General features: G+C 60.2%; 17 protein-coding genes. 10 read left to right on the top strand and 7 right to left on the bottom strand.

Going from position 1 to position 19,970, the window contains the following annotated elements; translation table 11 throughout:
• Positions 1–187 precede the first annotated feature (187 nt).
• Positions 188–946, top strand: a complete 759-nt coding sequence (locus B7L72_RS17475; protein WP_081195671.1) for a TlyA family RNA methyltransferase — start codon at positions 188–190, stop codon at positions 944–946.
• Here B7L72_RS17475 and mscK read toward each other — a convergent pair.
• Complete coding sequence (gene mscK, locus B7L72_RS17470; RefSeq protein ID WP_446718576.1) at positions 943–4,272, bottom strand: mechanosensitive channel MscK; 3,330 nt, start codon at positions 4,270–4,272, stop codon at positions 943–945. The two genes, B7L72_RS17475 and mscK, sit on opposite strands and share 4 nt — an antisense overlap.
• 189 nt (positions 4,273–4,461) lie before the next feature.
• Here mscK and B7L72_RS17465 point away from each other — a divergent pair, with 189 nt between their 5' ends.
• The 4 genes from B7L72_RS17465 to B7L72_RS17450 all read left to right on the top strand — a co-directional run bounded on the left by B7L72_RS17465 (position 4,462) and on the right by B7L72_RS17450 (position 6,592).
• A complete protein-coding gene (locus B7L72_RS17465; protein WP_081195669.1) occupies positions 4,462–5,481 on the top strand; it encodes a phospholipase A in 1,020 nt (339 codons plus the stop codon).
• An 88-nt stretch (positions 5,482–5,569) separates the two neighbouring features.
• Positions 5,570–5,902 carry a DUF883 family protein gene (locus tag B7L72_RS17460; RefSeq protein ID WP_016914410.1) on the top strand — a complete coding sequence of 111 codons (333 nt, stop codon included), beginning with the start codon at positions 5,570–5,572 and terminating at the stop codon, positions 5,900–5,902.
• A complete protein-coding gene (locus tag B7L72_RS17455) occupies positions 5,902–6,306 on the top strand; it encodes a phage holin family protein (protein ID WP_016914411.1) in 405 nt (134 codons plus the stop codon). Before B7L72_RS17460 ends, B7L72_RS17455 begins: the two co-directional genes overlap by 1 nt.
• Positions 6,278–6,592 (top strand): YqjK-like family protein, encoded by a 315-nt coding sequence (locus B7L72_RS17450; protein ID WP_016914412.1) that lies wholly within the window; start codon positions 6,278–6,280, stop codon positions 6,590–6,592. The genes B7L72_RS17455 and B7L72_RS17450 overlap by 29 nt, the downstream gene beginning before the upstream one ends.
• A 62-nt stretch (positions 6,593–6,654) precedes the next feature.
• Here the strand turns inward: B7L72_RS17450 and B7L72_RS17445 are convergent, their stop codons facing one another.
• Entirely contained in the window at positions 6,655–7,839 is a 1,185-nt protein-coding gene (locus B7L72_RS17445) for an NAD(P)/FAD-dependent oxidoreductase (protein ID WP_081195668.1), read from the bottom strand.
• 191 nt (positions 7,840–8,030) lie between these two features.
• Between B7L72_RS17445 and B7L72_RS17440 the strand changes: the two genes are divergently transcribed.
• Positions 8,031–9,095, top strand: coding sequence for an efflux RND transporter periplasmic adaptor subunit (locus tag B7L72_RS17440; protein ID WP_081195667.1), 1,065 nt, complete (start codon positions 8,031–8,033; stop codon positions 9,093–9,095).
• Positions 9,095–12,235, top strand: a complete 3,141-nt coding sequence (locus B7L72_RS17435) for an efflux RND transporter permease subunit (RefSeq protein WP_081195666.1) — start codon at positions 9,095–9,097, stop codon at positions 12,233–12,235. The genes B7L72_RS17440 and B7L72_RS17435 overlap by 1 nt, the downstream gene beginning before the upstream one ends.
• Positions 12,236–12,345: 110 nt before the next feature.
• On the opposite strand, the gene B7L72_RS17430 is transcribed toward B7L72_RS17435, so the two are convergent.
• The gene (locus B7L72_RS17430) at positions 12,346–12,774 is read right to left on the bottom strand and encodes a DUF3617 domain-containing protein (protein ID WP_016914416.1); all 429 of its coding nucleotides are present in this window, start codon (positions 12,772–12,774) and stop codon (positions 12,346–12,348) included.
• A gap of 124 nt (positions 12,775–12,898) precedes the next feature.
• Between B7L72_RS17430 and B7L72_RS17425 the strand changes: the two genes are divergently transcribed.
• Positions 12,899–13,108, top strand: a complete 210-nt coding sequence (locus tag B7L72_RS17425) for a CPXCG motif-containing cysteine-rich protein (RefSeq protein ID WP_081137584.1) — start codon at positions 12,899–12,901, stop codon at positions 13,106–13,108.
• Between the two features lie 7 nt (positions 13,109–13,115).
• Here the strand turns inward: B7L72_RS17425 and B7L72_RS17420 are convergent, their stop codons facing one another.
• The 4 genes from B7L72_RS17420 to B7L72_RS17405 form a co-directional block, all read right to left on the bottom strand.
• On the bottom strand, positions 13,116–13,958 hold the full coding sequence (locus tag B7L72_RS17420) for an ABC transporter permease subunit (RefSeq protein WP_016914418.1): 843 nt from the start codon (positions 13,956–13,958) through the stop codon (positions 13,116–13,118).
• Positions 13,955–14,866, bottom strand: a complete 912-nt coding sequence (locus B7L72_RS17415) for an ABC transporter permease subunit (protein WP_081195665.1) — start codon at positions 14,864–14,866, stop codon at positions 13,955–13,957. The genes B7L72_RS17420 and B7L72_RS17415 overlap by 4 nt, the downstream gene beginning before the upstream one ends.
• 31 nt (positions 14,867–14,897) lie before the next feature.
• Positions 14,898–16,079, bottom strand: coding sequence for an ABC transporter ATP-binding protein (locus B7L72_RS17410; protein ID WP_081195664.1), 1,182 nt, complete (start codon positions 16,077–16,079; stop codon positions 14,898–14,900).
• A 94-nt stretch (positions 16,080–16,173) separates the two neighbouring features.
• On the bottom strand, positions 16,174–17,277 hold the full coding sequence (locus tag B7L72_RS17405; protein WP_081137578.1) for a polyamine ABC transporter substrate-binding protein: 1,104 nt from the start codon (positions 17,275–17,277) through the stop codon (positions 16,174–16,176).
• A 361-nt stretch (positions 17,278–17,638) separates the two neighbouring features.
• On the opposite strand from B7L72_RS17405, the gene ahpC reads away from it, so the two are divergent.
• Positions 17,639–18,202, top strand: coding sequence for an alkyl hydroperoxide reductase subunit C (gene ahpC / locus B7L72_RS17400; protein ID WP_081137576.1), 564 nt, complete (start codon positions 17,639–17,641; stop codon positions 18,200–18,202).
• Positions 18,203–18,389: 187 nt separating this feature from the next.
• Entirely contained in the window at positions 18,390–19,946 is a 1,557-nt protein-coding gene (ahpF, locus tag B7L72_RS17395) for an alkyl hydroperoxide reductase subunit F (protein WP_081195663.1), read from the top strand.
• The last annotated feature ends 24 nt before the right edge of the window (positions 19,947–19,970 follow it).

Here is a 19,970-nt window from a genome sequence, read left to right as displayed (position 1 = left end):
ACATCTACCACTACGATCCTCTGGAGAGCGGCAAACAGGCCACCGTCAGCGAGGAGGAGCGGGAGCACGTCAAGGGCTATCTACATCGCAGCTGGGGAGCCACGCCAATCCCTCCCACCGACTGGCAGGCAGAGCCAGGCACAACATGACATAATGCGCGGTCTTTCAACGCTCCTGATACGCTGCCATGATACGACTCGATCAACTGCTGGTCAGCCAGGCGCTGGCCAGCTCACGCACCCGCGCCCAGCGCCTCATCAAGAACGGGCGTGTCTTTTTGACCGACGGTACCCCGCTCACCAAGCCTTCCGAAAAGTGGCCCGCCGACACATCACTGCGCGTCGAAGAGGACCCCGAGGAGCGCTACGCATCCCGGGCCGGGCTCAAACTGGAGGGGGCACTCGCTACGCTGGGTATGCGGCTGGAGGGTAAGGGGGTGCTGGATGTGGGTCAGTCCACCGGTGGTTTTACCGACTGTGCCCTACGCTACGGTGCCCGCCACGTGGTAGGTGTCGAGGTAGGCCATGACCAGTTGGCCGAAGCGCTGCGCCAGGACCCGCGGGTAGTGTGCCTGGAAGGCTTGAACGCACGCCACATGAGCACCTCGGCGGCCTTGCGGGAGGTACTGCAAGCATTTCCCATCGAGATGGCCATCATGGACGTGTCGTTTATCTCCCAAACGCTGATCCCGCCGGAAATCGCCGCCCTGCTACCGGCCAGGGGAAAGCTTATCTCTCTGGTCAAACCGCAGTTCGAGTTGAAGCCCAGCGCGCTGGACAAGCGCGGCGTGGTACGCGACCCAGCCCGCTACAGCGAGGTGGAGCACAAGATACGTGCAGCCTGCCAGAGCTGCGGTTTGCACATCACCCATTGGCAAGAGAGCCCGATCACCGGCGGGGACGGCAATCGGGAGTTCCTGATGCTGGCCAGTCACGAGGCCCCTTAATCCAGATTTTCAGGAGGCAGCGGCTTGCGGGTCTGTACCTTCACCGACTCCCCTTGATCACGGTGCAGCCATACGTCCACCTGCTCGAAGGCCACCCGCACGCCCGCTTCGCGGAATAGCTCATCCACACGGCAGTTCACTTCGTCGGCTGCAAACAGCCGGTCCAGTAGGTCGTTGACGAAGATGCGCAGCTCGAAATTCAGGCTGTGCGGGCCATAGTTGAGGTAGAACACCTGAGGCTCCGGGTCCGCCAGCACGCGCGGGTTTTCATCGGCGGCCTGGCGCAGCAGCTGATGCACCAATGGCAAATCAGAGCCATGCGCTACGCCATAGGTCAGCACCACCCGAGTGACATTGTCCGACAGCGACCAGTTGATCAGCTGGTCGGTGACGAATGTCTTGTTGGGAATGATGATCTCCTTGCGATCGAAGTCGGTCACCGTGGTGGCGCGGATGCGGATACGGCTGACCGTGCCATGCAGGTTACCCAGCGTGATGGTGTCGCCGATTCGAATGGGGCGTTCGAACAGGATGATCAGGCCAGAAATGAAGTTGGCAAAGATCTCCTGCAAACCAAAGCCCAGCCCCACGCTCAACGCCGCCACCAGCCACTGCAACTTGTCCCAGGAAACCCCCAGGGTGGCCAGCGACATGACGACCCCGGTACCCACGATGGTGTAAGAGAGCAGTGAGCTGATGGCGTAGGCGCTGCCCTGCTTCAAGGCCAGCCGCGACAGCACCATCACTTCGAGCAACCCCGGCAGGTTACGCGCCATGATGAAGGTAATGGCGACCACCAATAGCGCGGTGAAAAAGTCGGAAAGCGAGAGCGCGCTGTCCACCAGATCGCCCTCATTGGCGTCCCAAAGCGCCACCTGATCCAGATACCCCAGCACTGCCAGCAGGTCCGACCAGACCAGGTAGAGCAGCAGACTGAACCCGATCAGCAGAATGAGTTTGGAGAGCCGCAGCGACTGAGTGTTGATCTTCTCCATGTCCAGGGGTGGCTCTTCGACCACTTCGAGACCGCCTTCGGCCCCCTCTTGCACCTGGGCACGCCTTCGCGCCAAAGCGCGCCGATACGCCAGGCGGCGAGCGGCCACCGCCAGGCTGCGGACCACCGTGGCTTCCACCACGACCCACAGCCCCAGCAGGTAAAGGGTCATGGCAAAACGCGCTACTAACCGCAGTGCCGTATATTCGTAGCCCCAGGCCACCAGCCCCAGCATCACCAACGGTACGCTGGCCATGGCCAGCCCCAGGATCAACCGAAACAGCCGCACTCCAAAGACAGGCACGTGGGCCAGAATCAGCTGCATCAACCACCACGCCATGGCTAGCAGCCCCAGCATGAACAGCCCCATGGCCACCGGGCGCATGGCCAGCGGGGTCTCCACCTGCCCAGACATGGCCGCAATCCCCACCACGGGAACCAGCGCCACGCCTAACCCTCCGAGCAGCTGGCGTAATCGAGCATTGTAAGCGGGTGCCCAGGTAAAGTGACGCTCGGCAACGCCATCGGGCACCAGCAGGCGGCGGCCCAAGGCAATCACCCCCCAGCTCAGGCTCAGTTGCAGCAAGGCTGGCGCCAGCCCCAGTGCCAGGGCGCCTTCTGCCGTGCGCAGGGCAACGCCAGCCCCCGCCAGCGCCAGCGGGCCAGGCAGCGCCAGCAGCGCATTCATCAGCACTGCTCTGGGCGTGTGTAGCTGCGTATCACTCTTCAAACGGCCTATTTGCGAGTGTAGCCGGGCCAGCGCGGCCTTGATACGGGAGCGCAACCCCAGCAGCGCCAGGCTCAGCAGCAGTAGCGGAGCACCGACCAGCATGTCCCAGCCAAGGCCCTGCCAGCGGTTGGGCAGCACGGCACGCCACTCTCCCTGCTGCCACTCCTGCTGCAGGTAATTGGGTAACTGGCGCACCCAGTTAAGGTCCAGTGGACGACTGTTGGCTACCCAGAAGAGCTGCTCGTCAATGGTGGCGCGCAGCTCTTGGGTGGTGGTCAAGAGCTGTTGCTGGTTCAACTGCAGCTCGATGGCGGCGCTCAACAGGCTGCCATAGGACTGTTCGAGCTGCTCCACCAGCTCACGGCGAGATTGATAAAGTCGCGTCAGGGAGTCCACCAGCCCAGGCGTCACCTCGACACCCGCTTCCTGTAGCCGCTGGGTGGCCAGGCGTTCTCCCTGGCGCAGCTGATCACGCTGGCGTATCAGATCGAATTGCTTGAGGCGCAAGTCGGCAATTTCATCTTGCAGGTCGCGGCGCGGCACGATCACCGGTAGCGACTGGCGCTGCTCCCTGAGTATCCGGGATAGCAGCTGGCTACCGCGAATGGCCTCCATCTGCTCACCAAGACTACGCTGCAACTGACGCACCAGCTCCAATTGGCGCTGGGCTTCGATGTTTTCGCGCACGATGGCATTGGCGCGGTCGGTGGCACGCAGCAGCTCGAGGCTCAGGTTCTGGTTTACCTGCTGGGCGCGTAGCACCACCGGATGCCCCTCGGCAATCAATGGATCATCCCGGGCGGCATCGGCAATCGCCTGCTCGGACTGCAGGCGTCGCTGACGATCGATGACCCCTTGCAGCAGGTTCAGCCGCTGCTCCTGATGGTCGATCTGCAACGCCAACAGCTCGCGCCGCTGCTGAGCCAGTTCCCGCAGCCGACTGTTGGCACTGAGCTCACGCTGATTCAGGGACACTTCCTGCTCGGCCAGCGCACGCTCCAGACGCCACTGGATCAACTGCGCATCCTCGCGAGCGGATAGCTGGCGGTCGGCCAGCAGCGCTTCTCGGGTATCATGTTCGCGGCGCAAGGTCTCGGCCCGCTGCAAGGCTTCGGAGATGGCTTGCTGGGCACGTTCAGGCAAGGTTTGCGCAGCCAACAGCTGCGAATTGACTTCAGCCAACTGGCTCTGTAGCTGCTGGAGTTCGATCACTGCACTGCCCTGCTGAGCTTCCAGTGCGTCCAGCGGCGTATCGCTCAAGCTATCCACGGAGAGCTGCAGGCTCTCCTCTTCGGCCTCGCGAAGCTCACGCTCCAGCTGCAGCAGTTGCTCCGGGGCTTGACTGACGCGCTGCTCCAGCGCGCGCTGTCGCTCCTCCAGCGCCTTGAGCCGCTCATGGGCTTGCAGCGCCGCTTCCAGGGCAGCCTGCTCGCGCTGCTGCGCGGCGGTCAGCTCCCCCTCCTGAGACTCCAGTGCAGCCAGCCGCTCGTTCAGAGCACTTTCCGAAGGCACACGCTCGCCGCTTTCGGCCCACCCCACCGGAGATACAACCAGCAGCGCGACACACATCAACACGCCCAGCGCGCCGTTCACTGCTTTCATGGCACTCTTCACCACGTCTAGAAGCCTCATTGACTGGTCAGCCCGCATTATCGGGCAAGGTGCCATTGTCAATCGTAAGGCCTGCCCGCGCAATCCGGCCGGTCACCAGAATATTGGCAGTTGACTTACTTCGGCCGCCTGTATAGAACGACGCTAACATTTGTCTATTTACCAACGTGGGCCATATTGATGGTTATCCGACCCCTGATACTGACAAGCCTGCTGGTTGCTCTGGGCAGCCAGTCGGCCATGGCCGAGACACGCGGCGATATCGAAGCGCGTATTCGCGCCTTGAATACCGAGCTCTATCAGCTCCGCCAGCAGCTGCAGCAAATTGACGCACCCGAAGCGGCGGCTCAGGGTATTCCACCGGCGCCCCTGCCAGAAGAGGTCGCCCTGGAGGATTTGACCGAGCGCCGCCAGCTGGAGCAGCAGTCGACGCGTAACCCGTTTTCCATCACCACCCACCGTACCAATTACCTGTTTCCGGTGAGCTATAACACTAACCAGGACGCCAACAACTTTCGTGAAGTGACCGATGCGTCCGGGCCTAACAACAACGAAGTGAAGTTCCAGTTCAGCGCCAAGTTCAATCTGGCGGAAGACGTGTTTGGCGACATTGGCGACGTCTATTTCGCCTATACCCAGCGAAGCTGGTGGCAGGCCTATAACACTGACGCCTCCTCCCCTTTCCGGGAAACCAACTACGAGCCCGAGGTGTTCATCGATTTCGATAACGCCTGGAGCGCTCTGGGCTGGGTGAATACGCGCAACCGCATCGCCTTCAACCACCAATCCAATGGCCGTTCGGACCCGCTGTCACGGAGCTGGAACCGCGTATACCTGGAAAGCACCTTGCAGCGCGGCGACTGGGCACTGACTCTGGCCCCCCACTGGCGCGTGCCGGAATCCGACGGTGACGACGACAACCCGGATATCGAGCGCTTCATGGGATATGGCGACATTCGTCTGGCCAGGCGCTTGGACAACAATCATGAAGTCGCTGGTCAACTGCGCGGCAACCCGAGCCCGGGCAACCTGGGTACTCAAATCGACTATAGCTGGCCCGCCTTCAATGGGGTGCGAGCACACGTACAGTATTACTACGGGTACGGCGAAAGCATGATCGATTACGACAACCGCGTGCATCGCCTGAGTCTTGGCTTCAGCCTCAACCCGCTGTTCAGCGCCACGGGCCTGAACCGTTGATGCGGAACCACTAAACTTTGGGGTTGTCTATAGAGTGACGGCTGCTATGCTGAAGCTGTCACTCATTCATTCGTCAAAGGAAGACATCATGGCTAAACGTAACACAGACGCCTCCGCACGTGCCGACCAGCTGAAAGAAGACCTGCGCCATCTCAGCGAGACGGTCGAAGAGCTGATGAACGCCACATCGAAAGATGCCAGCGGTGAAATGCGCGACCTGCGTGAGCGTGCCGAACGTCGTTTGAAGGATACTCGTGCCCGCCTGGAAGCCCGCGGCGAGCGCATCTATGAAGACACCCGCGAGTCACTGGCTCAGCAAGCCGATTGCTGCGACCGCTATGTACATGAGAACCCCTGGACCAGCATCGGTATCGGTGCCGCAGCTGGCCTGGTGGTAGGTATGCTGCTCGGTCGTCGCTAATGGCATTGGGGCCAACCCAACGCGTCTTTTCTGCCGCCAAACGCTTGTTGAGGTCACTGTTAGCCAACGGTGAAACCCGCCTGCGTTTGGCGGTGTTGGAATTGGAGGAAGAGCGCGCTCGTTTATTGGTACTACTGTTGTTGGCTGGCGCCAGTTTGCTGCTGCTGCTGTTGGGCGTTGCCACACTGACGGCGCTGGTAGTTGTTCTGTTCTGGGACACCTATCGGCTGACGGCCATTGGCGTGAGTGCTGGCGTACTGATGGCACTCAGTCTGCTGCTGGCAGTGATTGCCATACGTCAGGCAAAGCGGCACTCGCTGCTCAAGGAAACCTTGAAACAGCTGGCAGCCGATCGCGCCCTGCTGGAGGCCAATGATGAAGAACTCACCGACCGTCGACGTTAAGACCACAGACAAGCCGTTGAGTCGCCAGCAGCGCAAGGCAGCGCTGCTGGCCGAGCTGGAACAGCAGCGTATCGATATACTGGTGAGCAGTGATACGTTGCAACGCACTTCCGCGCCGCTCGACCGGCACTGGCGAAGCCTGCGCTTACCGCTGTACGTCGTGGGCGGGCTCGCTGCCCTGCGGCTGGTTCGCCATCCTGGTGGCGCTATGGCCGTCGGCAAACGCGCGTTGGCAGGCTATATGCTGCTTCGCAAGCTGAAACTGCTGGCCAAAGTCGCCAGCTGACGAGGCGTTTGCCTGTTCAAAGCCGCCGGATGCCTTGCATCAGGCGGCTTTTTCAATGGTGATCAACACGCCTGGCCACAGGCGACACCACTCGCCCAGGCCCACTGGAAGTTGTAACCACCCAACTGGCCCGTGACATCCAGCACTTCGCCAATGAAACGCAGCTGGGGTAAGCCTCGTACTTCAAAATTCTTCGACGAAATGGCCTCGGTACTGATCCCGCCCATGGTCACCTCTGCCGTACGCCAGCCCTCTGTGCCCGCTGGTTTCACCTGCCACTCATTGAGGTACTGTGCCCAGCAGTCGATCGCCTCGTTGCTGTACTGTGCCAATGGCATGGCGGTGGCGTGCTCGGGGTACCATTCCACTATCGCCTGTGCCAGACGTTTGGGAAACCGCTCACCCAGCCAGGTAGACAGCATGCGCTTGGGAGTTTGCTCACGCGCATGACGCAGCGAAGCCGCCACCTCCTCACCCGGCAATAAATCAATCGTAATGGCGCTACCGGGCTGCCAGACGCTCGAAATCTGGAGCATCGCCGGCCCCGACAGCCCCCGGTGGGTAAACAGCATGGGCTCATTGAAGCGCCCTTGACCACAGCTGACCGATACCGGCACGCTGAGCCCTGACAGCGTTTCAGCACGCGCTTTCCAGACATCACTGAGCGTGAAGGGCACCAGCCCAGGCCGAGTAGGCAACACCTCAAGTCCAAATTGACGGGCGAGATCGTAACCGAAGCCCGAAGCCCCCATGGTGGGAATGGAGAGCCCCCCCGTGGCCACTACCAACACGCCACAGCTGATGGTGCCCATCGAAGTAGTCAACTGCATTCCCTCGCCCAAGCGCTCCACCTTGGAAATGGACGTCTTCAATGCCAGTTCGACGCCCGCCCATTCACATTCGGTCAGCAGGACTCTCACGATCTCCTTGGCGGAGTCGGCACAAAAGAGTTGCCCCGGCGCTTTTTCCACATACTCCACGCCATGGCGCTCTACCAGAGATACAAAATGTTCTGGACGGTAACGTTTCAACGCAGAAATGCAAAAATAAGGATTTTCCGAATAAAAATGGCTTGGAGAGGTGTCAAGGTTGGTAAAGTTGCAACGACCGCCTCCTGACATGAGGATTTTCTTGCCTGCTTTATTGGCGTGGTCGACGACCAGCACCCGTCGCCCTGCATAACCTGCTTGAGCCGCACACATCAACCCGGCAGCACCTGCGCCAATGACGACCACGTCGTAAACCATCCTGGAAGCCCTACATGAAAAGCTGACTATCTTAGCAGCTGACAAACCGCACAACACTTTACAATCACAAAATACATGTACATATAATGTATAGATAACATCCCTATGTACCGATATCTTGCCGTTAACGCTTATTACGGCAGCCGATTTCCGGATAATGCGGGACACCTCCTGTTGACGCTGAGACGCTCATGCTCGTTTATAAACGCCTCTTTCTCTTCATCGTGCTGGCCGCCATGTCACCTCTGGCCTTGGCACAGTCCCCACCACCAGTGATCGGTCATGTAGCCCAGGCCACCCAATGGTCAGATCCTCTGGAGGCGCTGGGTACGTTGCGCGCCGACGAGAGCGTCACGCTGTCAGCTACCGTGACCGATACCATTGCCGAAATCACCTTCGAAGATGGTGCCCAGGTCGAACAGGGCGAGCTGCTGATACGCCTTGAAGATGCCGAGGAACAGGCGCTGCTGAGGGCAGCACGGGCGATCACCGATGAGCGCCGTAACGCGGTGGGCAGAACGTCTCAACTTCAGGAGCGCAATTTGGCCCCCCGCGCCGAACTGGAAGATACCCAAGCGCGGCTGAGGCAGGCAGAGGCCGATGCCCAGGCGTTAGAGGCACGCCTGGCCAACTACCGGATAGTGGCACCGTTCAGTGGTCGCGTCGGCTTTCGTAATGTCAGCGCTGGCGCACTGGTGACCCCGGGCATGGAGCTGGTGACCCTCGACAAGCTGGATGTCATGAAGCTGGACTTTACCGTACCGGAAGTGTTTCTGGGGCGCCTGTCGGCAGGGCTGGCGCTGAGCGCGACCACCGCCGCCTACCCGGATGAGGTCTTCCGCGGTGAAATCGCCAGTATTGGCACGCGTATCGACCCGGTATCTCGCAGTATCAGTGTGCGGGCCGAGCTGGCCAACCCAGAGCTGCGCCTGCGCCCCGGCATGTTGATGGAGGTGGTCGTGCAACAACGCGTGCGCAATACGCTGGTACTGCCGGAAGCCGCTATCGAGCCGAGCGGCAATCGCCATTTCGTGATGGTCATTCACGAGGAGGAAGGAGAGCATCGCCTGGAGCGCCGAGAGGTCGCCTTGGGTGAGCGTCGCAGTGGCGAAGTGGAAGTGCTCGAAGGCGTGGCAGATGGCGAACTGGTGGCAGTACACGGTCTGCAGCTGGCACGAGATGGCCAGCAGGTACGTTTACTGGGCATCACCGATGAAGAGACCAGCATCCGTGCCCTGCTGGAGGCTGACCGCTGATGCGCTTATCCGACATCTCCGTACAGCGTCCGGTGCTGGCCATGGTCATCGCCGCGCTGATCGTGGCCTTCGGCCTGCTGGCGCTGAATCGCCTGCCGCTGCAGGAGTACCCCACGGTCGACCCACCGGTCGTCAGCATCGATACACGTTACCCCGGTGCTTCGGCCAGCGTGGTCGAAACCCGCATTACCCAGGTGCTGGAAGATCGTATCGCCGGGGTAGAAGGTATCGAGCTGATTACCTCCCAGAGCGAAGATGGACGATCGCGCATCCAGATCGAGTTTGCCATCAGCATGGATATCGACGCGGCGGCCAACGATGTGCGCGACCGCATATCGGGTGCCTTGCGCAACCTTCCCGATGATGCCGACAATCCTGAAGTCACCAAGGCCGACAGCAGCGATGAAATCGTCATCTGGCTGAGTCTCTCAGGGGCGGACTACTCGATCACCGAGCTCACCGACTACGCCAACCGTTTTCTGGTAGACAGCCTGTCGGTGCAGCCGGGGGTAGCCAGGGTGCGCGTGGGCGGTGGCCGCGACTATGCCATGCGTGTCTGGCTGGACCGCAACGCGCTGGCAGCACGAGGCCTCACCGTGGGTGATATCGAGGATGCCCTGCGCGCCGAAAACGTCGAGCTGCCCGCCGGCTCCATCGAGTCCGATGATCGCCAGTTCATCGTAAGGCTGCCGCGCAACTTCGCCACCGCCGATGACTTTCAGCGGCTGGCGGTTACCCAGGGCAGCAACGGGCACCTGATTCGTCTGGCCGATGTGGCCCGAGTGGAAGTGGGCTCGGTGGAAGACCGTTCGGTGTTTCGTGCCAACGGCGTGCCCATGGTGGGGCTAGGCATGATCATGCAGTCCACCGCCAACGTGGTGGAGCTTTCCAAAGCGGTGCAGCAGGAGCTGGAGCGCTTGCAAGGCACCCTGCCCGAGGGCATGTCATTGACGCTCAACTACGACGCCTCGGTGTTCGTGTCGGGTGCCATCGACCAGGTGGTCATGACGCTGTTCATCGCCATGGGCCTGGTAGTCATCGTGATTTTCCTGTTCCTGGGCAACCTGCGAACTACCATCGTGCCTGCCGTGACCGTCCCCATCGCCGTGATTGGCGCCTTCACCGCGCTGGCTGCCATGAATTTCTCGATCAACCTGCTGACGCTGCTAGCGCTGGTACTGGCCATTGGCCTGATCGTCGACGACGCCATCGTGGTGCTGGAAAACATCAACCGACGCATGCACGATTACGGTGAGACACCGCTGGTGGCGGCCTTCCGCGGCACTCGTCAAATCGCTTTTGCAGTCATTGCCACGACCCTCGTGCTGGTAGCCGTGTTCGTGCCGCTGAGCATGCTGCAGGGTGACATCGGCCGTCTGTTTTCCGAATTTGCGCTGACCATGGCCGCCGCGGTGGTCGTCTCCACGCTGCTGGCCCTGACCCTGACGCCCATGATGGCTTCCAAGATCCTTAAGCCGGGGATGCACGATAGCCGCATTGGCCAAGGGGTGCAGTGGCTGCTGGACGGTGCTCGGAAACGTTACCAGCGTGCGCTGGAAGTCGTGCTGGCTTTCAAATGGGTAGTGGTGGCCCTGTTTGCCCTGCTGGTGGCGGGCACTGCCTGGCTGGCCTCGGCACTGCCCAGCGAGTACACCCCTCAAGAAGACCGCGGCAACTTCATCGTGCTGGTCAACGGGCCCGAAGGCGCCACCTTCGATTACATGATGGATTACATGGATGAGATCGAAGCACGCCTGACACCCTTCGTCGATAGCGGTGAGCTGGAGCGCGTGGTAGTAAGGGCACCGCGGGGGTTCGGCAATATCGAAAACTTCAACAGCGGCTTCATCATCGTCAACATGGCCGACTGGGGCAGCCGCCGCAGCGCCTGGGAGATCATGGCAGACGTGCGTCAAACTCTGGGGTCCCTGCCTGGAGTCCAGGCCTTCCCGGTCATGCGCCAGGGGTTTGGTCAACGCACCCAGAAACCGGTCCAGTTCGTGCTAGGGGGCGGCACTTACGAGGAGCTGGCCAGCTGGCGGGATACGCTGGTCAACCATATTCGCGAGCACAACCCGCGCCTGACCGCCGTAGAGAGCAATTACAACGAAACCCAGCCGCAGCTCCGGGTCGACATCAACTACGAACGGGCCGCCGCGCTGGGGGTCACCGTCACGGAAATAGGCCGGACGCTGGAGGTGCTGCTCGGTGGGCGCAACGTGACCCGTTACGTGGATGACGGCGAAGAGTACGATGTGATTCTGGAAGGCGACCGTGGCCGCCAGAATAGCCCGCGAGCGCTGGACAATATCCAGGTACGCTCCGCGCGGTCCGGTGAACTGATTCCGCTCGCCAGCCTGGTGACGCTCTCTGACTTTGCTGGTGCCAGCACGCTCAACCGCTTCGACCGCGTGCGCGCCATTACCATCGAGGCCAACCTGGCCGACGGCTACCCCTTGGGTGAAGCGCTGGCCTACCTGCAAGACACCGCGAACACCATTCTGCCAGAAGAAGTGCAGACCAATCTGGCAGGCCCGTCTCGAGACTTCCAGCAGGCCAGCGGGGCGACGACCTTTCTGCTGGTGCTTGGCGCCGTGGTGGTATTCCTGGTGCTTGCCGCCCAGTTCGAGAGCCTGATTCACCCCTTCGTGATCATGCTGACGGTGCCGCTGGCCATGAGCGGTGCCCTGCTGGCCCTGCTGCTGACCGGCCAGTCATTGAATATCTACAGTCAGGTGGGGCTGGTGCTGCTGATAGGATTGGCGGCCAAGAATGGCATACTGATCGTCGAGTTCGCCAACCAGCTGCGCGATGAGGGTCAGGCCTTTCGCTCGGCCCTGATCGAAGCGTCGGTGACCCGCCTGCGGCCCATTTTGATGACGGCGGTGACCACCATGGCCGGGGCGATCCCGCTGGTCATCTCCAGCGGCCCTGGCGCAGAGTCTCGCCTGGTGATTGGCACGGTGATCATGGCGGGGGTCGGCGCAGCCACGGTGTTTACGCTGTTCGTGGTGCCGGTGGCCTACGACTTGCTGGCACGCTACTCAGGCTCGCCAGGCGCCGTCAAACGGCAGCTGGAAGAAGAAATTGCCAATGCGCCGGAGGCCGACCACGAACCGCTGGCCACGCCCGAGCGCTAAGCAACCTCTTCTACCGAGCAGACAGACAACCAGGGCGCCAAAAGGCGCCCTGGTTGTTAAAGAGTGCTGTTGAAGACTGCGCTTGAAGATCGCTAACGCACTGTACGCGATTACTCGCAGTCGCCGATGCGCTCGCCTTCGATCACGGTGTTCATGGTCAATTCGCCCATGGGTGACTGGGTGAAGATGTCCACGCTACCTTCGATACGCTCTCCCATGAAGCGCATTTCACCGTCGATATTGGCTTCGCCGCCTTCAGCACGGCACACCATACTGTACGAAAGACCATCGGCGTTCATGTCCTGGTGCTGCAGCTCGCAGCCCTCTTCTTCTTCAATGAAGCCAAACTCTGCGCCATCCAGCTCTTCCTGGGTGATGCACTGACGCTCGGTTTCCGTCTGATCAGGAATCTGCATGTCACCGCTGATACTGGTTACGCTGACGAACTCCCATTCGCCAGGCGTCACGTTCGGTGTTTCCGCCAGAGCAACCATCGGGAAGGCCAATAAGGCCGCTACTGCCATGTGACGTTTCATCATCGCTTTTTCTCACTAGGTTAATTGGGTAAACCCGCTCTTATCCTACCTGAATCATCCCGCTTGTGCCCGTCCCGGACAGGGCTGTTACACTGGATATCCTTTTTCTGCCTGACAGGCAACCACCATGCATGACGACGCGCTGGCCCCCCATGACTTCTACTGCCCCTATTGTGACACGCCTCTGACCTTCATGATCGACACGTCACAGGGCAGCCACGACACCTGGGAAGATTGCCATCAATGCTGCGCCCCCATCCGGCTTCAGGTGGTGATCTCACCTTTCACAGGCGAACTCGACGCCGTCATCACCGGCCGTGACGACGACGTCTTGTGAGCCATGGTCAGGCCACGTCATCCTGCTGCATCTGAGCCACCCGCCTGGCCTCGCTGCGGCGCATGAAGTACCACGCCAGCAGCGTCGCCAACGAGACGGTCAGAATGATCAGCGTGGCCAACGCATTGATCTTGGGCGAGACGCCCATGCGCACGGAGGAGAACACCACCATGGGCAGCGTATTGGCTCCCGGGCCCGATACGAAGCTGGCGATCACCAGGTCATCCAGCGACAGCGTGAACGCCAGCAGCCAGCCTGCCGCCAGGGCAGGCGCAATGACCGGCAGCGTCACGCTGAAGAATGTCTTGACCGGCGGCGAGCCAAGGTCCATGGCCGCCTCTTCGATGGAACGATCCAGTTCCCGGAGACGCGCCGACACCACCACCGCCACATAGGCACTGCAGAACGTGGTGTGGGCAATCCATATCGTCGCCATCCCTCGGTCCGCGGGCCAGCCAATCAGTTGCGCCATCTGCACGAACAGCAGCAGCAGGGAAAGCCCGGTGATCACTTCGGGCATGACCAGTGGTGCCGTCACCATGCTGGAGAGCGCCGTCTTGCCCCGAAAGTGCCCGTAGCGAGTCATCACGAAAGCCGCCACCGTGCCCAGGCACACCGCCATGCTGGCAGCGAAAAAGGCGATCTTGAGACTGGTCCATACCGCCGAGAGAATCTGCCGATCCCGAAACAGCTCGCCGTACCAGTGGGTCGAGAAGCCCGCCCACACCGTCACCAGGCGCGATGAGTTGAACGAGTAGAACACCAGCACGAACATCGGCAGATAGAGAAACAGCAGGCCAAGCACCAGCATCACCGTGGTAAAGCTGGGGCGCCGAGAGGACGTCATCATTGCTCGAGCTCCCGTGACTGGTAGCGGTGGAACCATACGATGGGGATCAACAACAGCAACAGCATGACCATCGCCAACGCCGCAGCCACCGGCCAATCACGATTCAGGAAGAACTCTTCCCAAAGCACCTTGCCGATCATCAGGGTGTCAGGCCCTCCCAACAGCTCGGGGATCACGAACTCACCCACCGCAGGAATGAACACCAGCATGGAACCCGCTACGATGCCTCCCATGGAAAGCGGCAAGGTGACTTTCAGGAAGGTATTCACTTTACGCGACCCCAGGTCAGAGGCCGCTTCCAATAGCGATGTATCCAGACGCGTCAGATGGGCATACAGCGGTAGCACCATGAACGGCAGGTAGGCATACACGATGCCCACGACGACCGCAAACTGGGTATTCATCATGCGTAGCGGCGAGTCGATGAGGCCGATGCTCAGCAGCAGATTGTTGATCAGGCCATTGTTGCTGAGTATGCCCATCCACGCATACACGCGGATCAGAAACGACGTCCAGGAGGGCAGCATCACCAGCAGCAGCAGAATCAACTGCCAGCGCCCCGGGGCACGGGCCATGGCATAGGCCATGGGATAACCGAGCAGCAAGCACACCAGCGTGGCGGTAAATGCTGTCTTGATGGAGCCCCAGTAAGCCGCGACATACAGCGAGTCAGAGAGCAAGAACAGATAGTTGCCGACATTGAGAAAGATACTCAGGGTTTGATCGGCATACTCGACCAGCGGCCCGTAGGGAGGAATGGCAATCGCCCCTTCGGCAAGGCTGATCTTGAGCACCAACGCAAAGGGCAGCAAAAAGAACAGCGTGAGCCACACCAGCGGGAATGCGATTACCGCACGCCGCCCCAGCTGTAGACGCTTGATCATGCCGGTAAAGCCAGATGGCATCATGGTAGGCAATCTCCTTCAAGAGACCGAATCATCAGCGATTCAGCACGATAGCGCTGTGATCTTCCCAATAAACGTACACGCTATCCTCCCAGGTGGGACGATCACCGCGCCGCTCCGTGTTGGCCATGCTCACCTTGATCAACTTGCCCGAGGCCGTACGCACGTAATACAGCGAATACCCCCCCAGATAGGCAATGTCGTCCACCTTGCCGGCCTCCCAGTTGTACTCACCGACAGGCTGTTCACGGGTCAGCCAGATTTTCTCGGGCCGCAGGGCTGCCCATACTCGACGGTCCACCGCCTGGGTGGTGATCCCGTGGTCGAGATAGATCGGCCGTGAAAGCGCAGGGCTGGCGATGCGGCAATGATCCGCCGCGTCTTCGATGATCTCCCCTTCGAACAGGTTCACGGTACCGACGAATTCCGCCACCATGCGACTGGCGGGGCTTTCGTAAATATCGACCGGAGAGCCCACCTGCTCGATCCAGCCATCGGCCATGATCGCCACGCGATCCGCCATGGTCATGGCCTCTTCCTGATCGTGAGTCACCATGATGCAGGTAACGCCTACCTGTTCGATGATCTCGACCACTTCCAGCTGCATTTCCGTGCGCAGCTTCTTGTCGAGAGCGCCCATGGGCTCGTCCAGCAGCAAGAGCTTCGGCCGTTTGGCCAGCGAACGCGCCAAGGCCACTCGCTGGCGCTGGCCGCCAGAAAGCTGATGCGGCTTGCGCTTGGCAAAGCGTTCCATATGCACCAGTTTCAGCATCTGGGCCACTCGCGCCTCGATTTCCGCCTTGGGCAGCTTGTCCTGTTTCAACCCGAAGGCGATGTTCTGCGCCACCGTCATATGCGGAAATAGCGCATAGGATTGAAACATCATGTTGATCGGGCGCTTGTGCGGCGGCATGTCGGTAATGTTTTCGCCACTCAACAGGATGCGACCTTCGCTCGGCGTCTCGAAGCCCGCCAGCATGCGCAGCAGGGTCGACTTGCCAGACCCCGAGCCCCCCAACAGGGCGAAGATTTCGCCGCGTTTGACCTGCAAATTCACGTCATCCACCGCCAGCGCGTCATCGAAGCGCTTGCTCAGGCGTTTGACTTCCAACACGATATCCTCGGCAAAACGGGGTGCCTTTCCCTGTGGTCTCATCGACGGGGGAAGGGCAGATGACGAGGATGAAGTGTCGTTCGACAGGGGCGTAGTGACCATTCGCCACTCCCATCAAAAGGCCCGAGAAGTCGGGCGATAAAAGACGAACAGCGAGCCGGGCAACTGCCCGGCTCGCTGTCAGGCAGGGGTCAGCTTAGCGACCAGACTTGACGCGGTTCCAGATACGGGTGCGCGCGCGCAGCACGTCCTGCGGCTTTTCCGCCTGAACGTACAGGTTCTGCATGACGTCTGCATCCGGATAAACCGCGGGATCATTCAGCAGCTCCTCGGAAAGGAACTCGTTAGCGGCCAGGTTGGGGTTGGCGTAGCTGACGTACTCGCTGATCTCGGCGGCAATTTCCGGGTCGAGAATAAAATTGATGAACGCATGAGCGTTCTCGGGGTTAGGCGCATCGGCAGGCACGGCCATCATGTCGAACCACAGCGCAGCGCCTTCCTTCGGGATGCTGTAAGCGATGGTGAAGTCGCGACCCGCTTCTTCAGCTCGGTCTGCTGCCTGGAACACGTCTCCCGAGTAGCCTGCGGCGACACAGATCTCGCCATTGGCCAGGTCAGAAATATAGCGCGAGGAGTGGAAGTAAGTGACATGGTTGCGTACGGCCGCGATCACTTGCCCGGCGGTTTCGATGTCCTCCAGGTTTTCACTCAGCGGGTCGCCGCCCGAGTAGGCAATGGCCGGCGAGAGCATTTCGTCCGCCGAGTCCATCATGGAGATACCGCAACCGGCCGCATGCAGAGCCGCGGTAATTTCAGGGTCGAAGAGCAGTGCCCAGCTATCCACCGGGGCATCGTCACCGAGAATCTCCTTCACTCGCTCGACATTGTAGCCAATGCCATTGGTGCCCCACATGTAGGGGATGGAGTACTGGCTGCCCTCATCGATGGCCTCCAGGTTGGCCATCAACTCCGGATTGAGGTTTTCGAAGTTGGGCAGCTGCTCGTGGTCGAGGGGCTGGAACACCCCCGCTCTGGCTTGACGGGTAAAGTAGTAGTTGGAGGGCACGACCACATCGTAGCCCGAGCGGCCAGACAGCAGCGCCGCATCGAGGATCTCGTTACTGTCGTAGACATCGTAGGTCACGGAGATACCGGTGCGCTCGGTGAATTTCGCCAGCGTTTCCGGCGCAATGTAGTCGGACCAGTTGTATACCCGCACTTCATTGGCGTGGGCAGCGGTGGCCGCTACGGCAAAAGCGATTGCCGTAACGGCCACTGAACGTTTTGGGATATTCCCCATCTAGCTACTCCTTATCTCGAAAGTCCACTTGTCTTGAAAGTGCCCGTCGAACAGGCGCACCGAGCTTGGCAACGGTTAGCGCTGACGCCGATACCTCTTTGACTCATTTGCCGCTGCTGAGAAACAGCTTAGGCCATTCTGCTGACCGTGCGAATTTTGCGGTGCAGCGACGTCCATCGCAAGTCCAAGTGAAAAATTCTTGCATTACCCTGTTGGTGACCCCACATCCAAGGGCGCAGGCAAACTATAGACCTTGGCTATTGGCAACATCATTTTTTCCAATTTTAGCTATTAGTCGTAGTTCGCTAATATGGCCAGCAACTTTTCCAACCACCATTCACTCACTGCGGAGATGTTTTCAATGTCTTTGATCAATACCGAAGTAAAACCGTTTAAAGCGACTGCTTACCTGAACGGCGAGTTCGTTGACGTTACTGAAGCGGATCTGAAAGGTCAGTGGTCAGTGTTCTTCTTCTACCCCGCTGACTTCACCTTCGTATGCCCCACGGAGCTTGGTGATCTGGCCGACAACTACGAAGAGTTCAAGAAGCTGGGCGTCGAGATCTACAGCGTCTCCACCGACACCCACTTCACCCACAAGGCCTGGCACGACAGCTCCGAGACCATTGGTAAGCTGCAGTACCCGATGATTGCCGATCCGACCCTGCAAATTTCACGCAACTTCGAAGTACTGATCGAAGAAGCTGGCCTGGCCGAGCGCGGCACTTTCGTTGTCGACCCCGACGGCAAGATCCAGATCGTCGAAATCAACGCGGGCAACATCGGCCGTAACGCCGAAGAGCTGCTGCGCAAGGTCAAGGCTGCCCAGTACGTTCGCGCCAACCCGAACGAAGTGTGCCCGGCCAAATGGAAAGAAGGCGAAGAGACTCTGGCCCCGTCTCTGGACCTCGTAGGCAAGATCTAAACGCCTACCGCTGCCGACCCGGCGCGTGTCGGTCGGCAGCATCACACCCGGGCATGCCCCGGGTGTCTTTTTTTCAGCACCCTGTTAATGCATCCCTGTTTTCCCACACGCTTGCTCCTTATCGCATACCCAAGGCTGGCGTGCCTGGTCGAGAACGTTCTACTGCTGACTACGAGGAACCACTGTCATGCTGGACGCCAATTTAAAGAATCAATTGAAAGCGTATCTGGAAAAAGTGACTCAGCCCTTCGAGATCGTTGCGTCCCTCGATGACGGTGCCAAGTCACGCGAGCTGCTGGGCCTGCTGGAAGACATCAGCAGCCTGAGCACTCAGATCACCCTCAAAACCGACGGCCAGGATGCGCGCAAGCCCTCCTTTGCCCTAAACCGTGCCGGAGAAGAGACAGGCGTCGTGTTTGCGGGCATTCCCATGGGCCACGAATTCACGTCGCTGGTACTGGCGTTGCTGCAGGTCGGCGGACATCCGCCCAAAACGTCGCAAGAGCAGCTCGATCAGATCAAGGCGCTGGACGGCGAGATGCTGTTCGAGACCTACTACTCGCTCTCCTGCCAGAACTGCCCGGACGTCGTCCAGGCGCTGAACCTGATGGCCATCTTCAACCCCAAGGTGCGCCACGTCGCCATCGACGGCGCCCTGTTCCAGGAGGAAGTCGAGGCCCGCGAAATCATGTCGGTGCCCAGCATCTACCTCAACGGCAAGCCCTTCGACCAGGGTCGCATGACGCTGGAGCAGATCCTGGCCAAGGTGGATACCGGTGCAGCCGAGCGTGAAGCCAAGAAACTGAATGACAAGGCAGCCTTCGACACGCTGGTCATCGGCGGCGGCCCGGCGGGCGCGTCAGCGGCCATCTACTCTGCGCGCAAGGGCATCAATACCGGCGTTGCCGCCGAACGCTTCGGTGGTCAGGTGGCCGATACCATGGGGATCGAGAACTTCATCTCGGTGACCCATACCGAAGGTCCCAAGCTGGTCAGCGCCCTGGAAGAGCACGTCAAGCAGTACGAAGTGGACGTGATGAACCTGCAGCGTGCCACCGCCTTCAAAGCAGCAGAAACCGAAGGTGGCCTGCACGAAGTGACCTTCGAATCCGGTGCCAAACTGAAGAGCAAGACCCTGGTACTGGCCACAGGCGCCCGCTGGCGGGAAATGAACGTGCCCGGCGAGCAGCAGTATCGCAACAAAGGTGTGGCCTACTGCCCCCACTGCGATGGCCCGCTGTTCAAGGGCAAGCGTGTCGCGGTCATTGGTGGCGGTAATTCAGGCGTCGAAGCGGCCATCGACCTGGCGGGTATCGTCGGCCACGTGACCCTGGTGGAGTTCATGGGTGAAATGCGCGCTGACGCCGTACTGCAGAAGAAGCTCAAGAGCCTGCCCAACGTGGATATCGTGCTGAACGCACAAACCACCGAGGTGACCGGTGATGGCAGCCGGGTCAACGGCCTGACCTACAAGGACCGCCAGACCGACGAAGTCAAGAACATCGCTCTGGAAGGTATCTTCGTACAGATCGGCCTGGTGCCCAATACCGAGTGGCTGAAGGGCTCTCCCATCGAGATGTCACCGCGTGGCGAAATCATCGTCGACGCCCACGGCATGACCTCGGTGCCCGGCGTGTTTGCCGCAGGCGATGTCACCACCGTGCCCTACAAGCAGATCATCATTGCCATGGGCGAAGGCGCCAAAGCGTCACTGGGCGCCTTCGACTACCTGATCCGCAACTGATTCATCCGCATAAAAAAGCAAAAG

Source organism: Halomonas sp. BC1, from assembly GCF_002078135.1.
GTDB classification, from domain to species: domain Bacteria; phylum Pseudomonadota; class Gammaproteobacteria; order Pseudomonadales; family Halomonadaceae; genus Vreelandella; species Vreelandella stevensii.
This window is presented reverse-complemented; position numbering and strand designations above follow the sequence as displayed.

Coding starts and splice junctions, on each gene's coding strand:
- B7L72_RS17430 (WP_016914416.1), bottom strand. CDS start 12,774: ATGATGAAACGTCACATGGCAGTAGCGGCCTTATTGGCCTTCCCGATG.
- B7L72_RS17445 (WP_081195668.1), bottom strand. CDS start 7,839: ATGGTTTACGACGTGGTCGTCATTGGCGCAGGTGCTGCCGGGTTGATG.
- B7L72_RS17435 (WP_081195666.1), top strand. CDS start 9,095: ATGCGCTTATCCGACATCTCCGTACAGCGTCCGGTGCTGGCCATGGTC.
- B7L72_RS17475 (WP_081195671.1), top strand. CDS start 188: ATGATACGACTCGATCAACTGCTGGTCAGCCAGGCGCTGGCCAGCTCA.
- B7L72_RS17405 (WP_081137578.1), bottom strand. CDS start 17,277: ATGGGGAATATCCCAAAACGTTCAGTGGCCGTTACGGCAATCGCTTTT.
- B7L72_RS17410 (WP_081195664.1), bottom strand. CDS start 16,079: ATGGTCACTACGCCCCTGTCGAACGACACTTCATCCTCGTCATCTGCC.
- ahpF (WP_081195663.1), top strand. CDS start 18,390: ATGCTGGACGCCAATTTAAAGAATCAATTGAAAGCGTATCTGGAAAAA.
- B7L72_RS17455 (WP_016914411.1), top strand. CDS start 5,902: ATGGCATTGGGGCCAACCCAACGCGTCTTTTCTGCCGCCAAACGCTTG.
- B7L72_RS17465 (WP_081195669.1), top strand. CDS start 4,462: ATGGTTATCCGACCCCTGATACTGACAAGCCTGCTGGTTGCTCTGGGC.
- B7L72_RS17460 (WP_016914410.1), top strand. CDS start 5,570: ATGGCTAAACGTAACACAGACGCCTCCGCACGTGCCGACCAGCTGAAA.
- B7L72_RS17415 (WP_081195665.1), bottom strand. CDS start 14,866: ATGATGCCATCTGGCTTTACCGGCATGATCAAGCGTCTACAGCTGGGG.
- ahpC (WP_081137576.1), top strand. CDS start 17,639: ATGTCTTTGATCAATACCGAAGTAAAACCGTTTAAAGCGACTGCTTAC.
- B7L72_RS17420 (WP_016914418.1), bottom strand. CDS start 13,958: ATGATGACGTCCTCTCGGCGCCCCAGCTTTACCACGGTGATGCTGGTG.
- mscK (WP_446718576.1), bottom strand. CDS start 4,272: ATGAAAGCAGTGAACGGCGCGCTGGGCGTGTTGATGTGTGTCGCGCTG.
- B7L72_RS17425 (WP_081137584.1), top strand. CDS start 12,899: ATGCATGACGACGCGCTGGCCCCCCATGACTTCTACTGCCCCTATTGT.
- B7L72_RS17440 (WP_081195667.1), top strand. CDS start 8,031: ATGCTCGTTTATAAACGCCTCTTTCTCTTCATCGTGCTGGCCGCCATG.
- B7L72_RS17450 (WP_016914412.1), top strand. CDS start 6,278: ATGAAGAACTCACCGACCGTCGACGTTAAGACCACAGACAAGCCGTTG.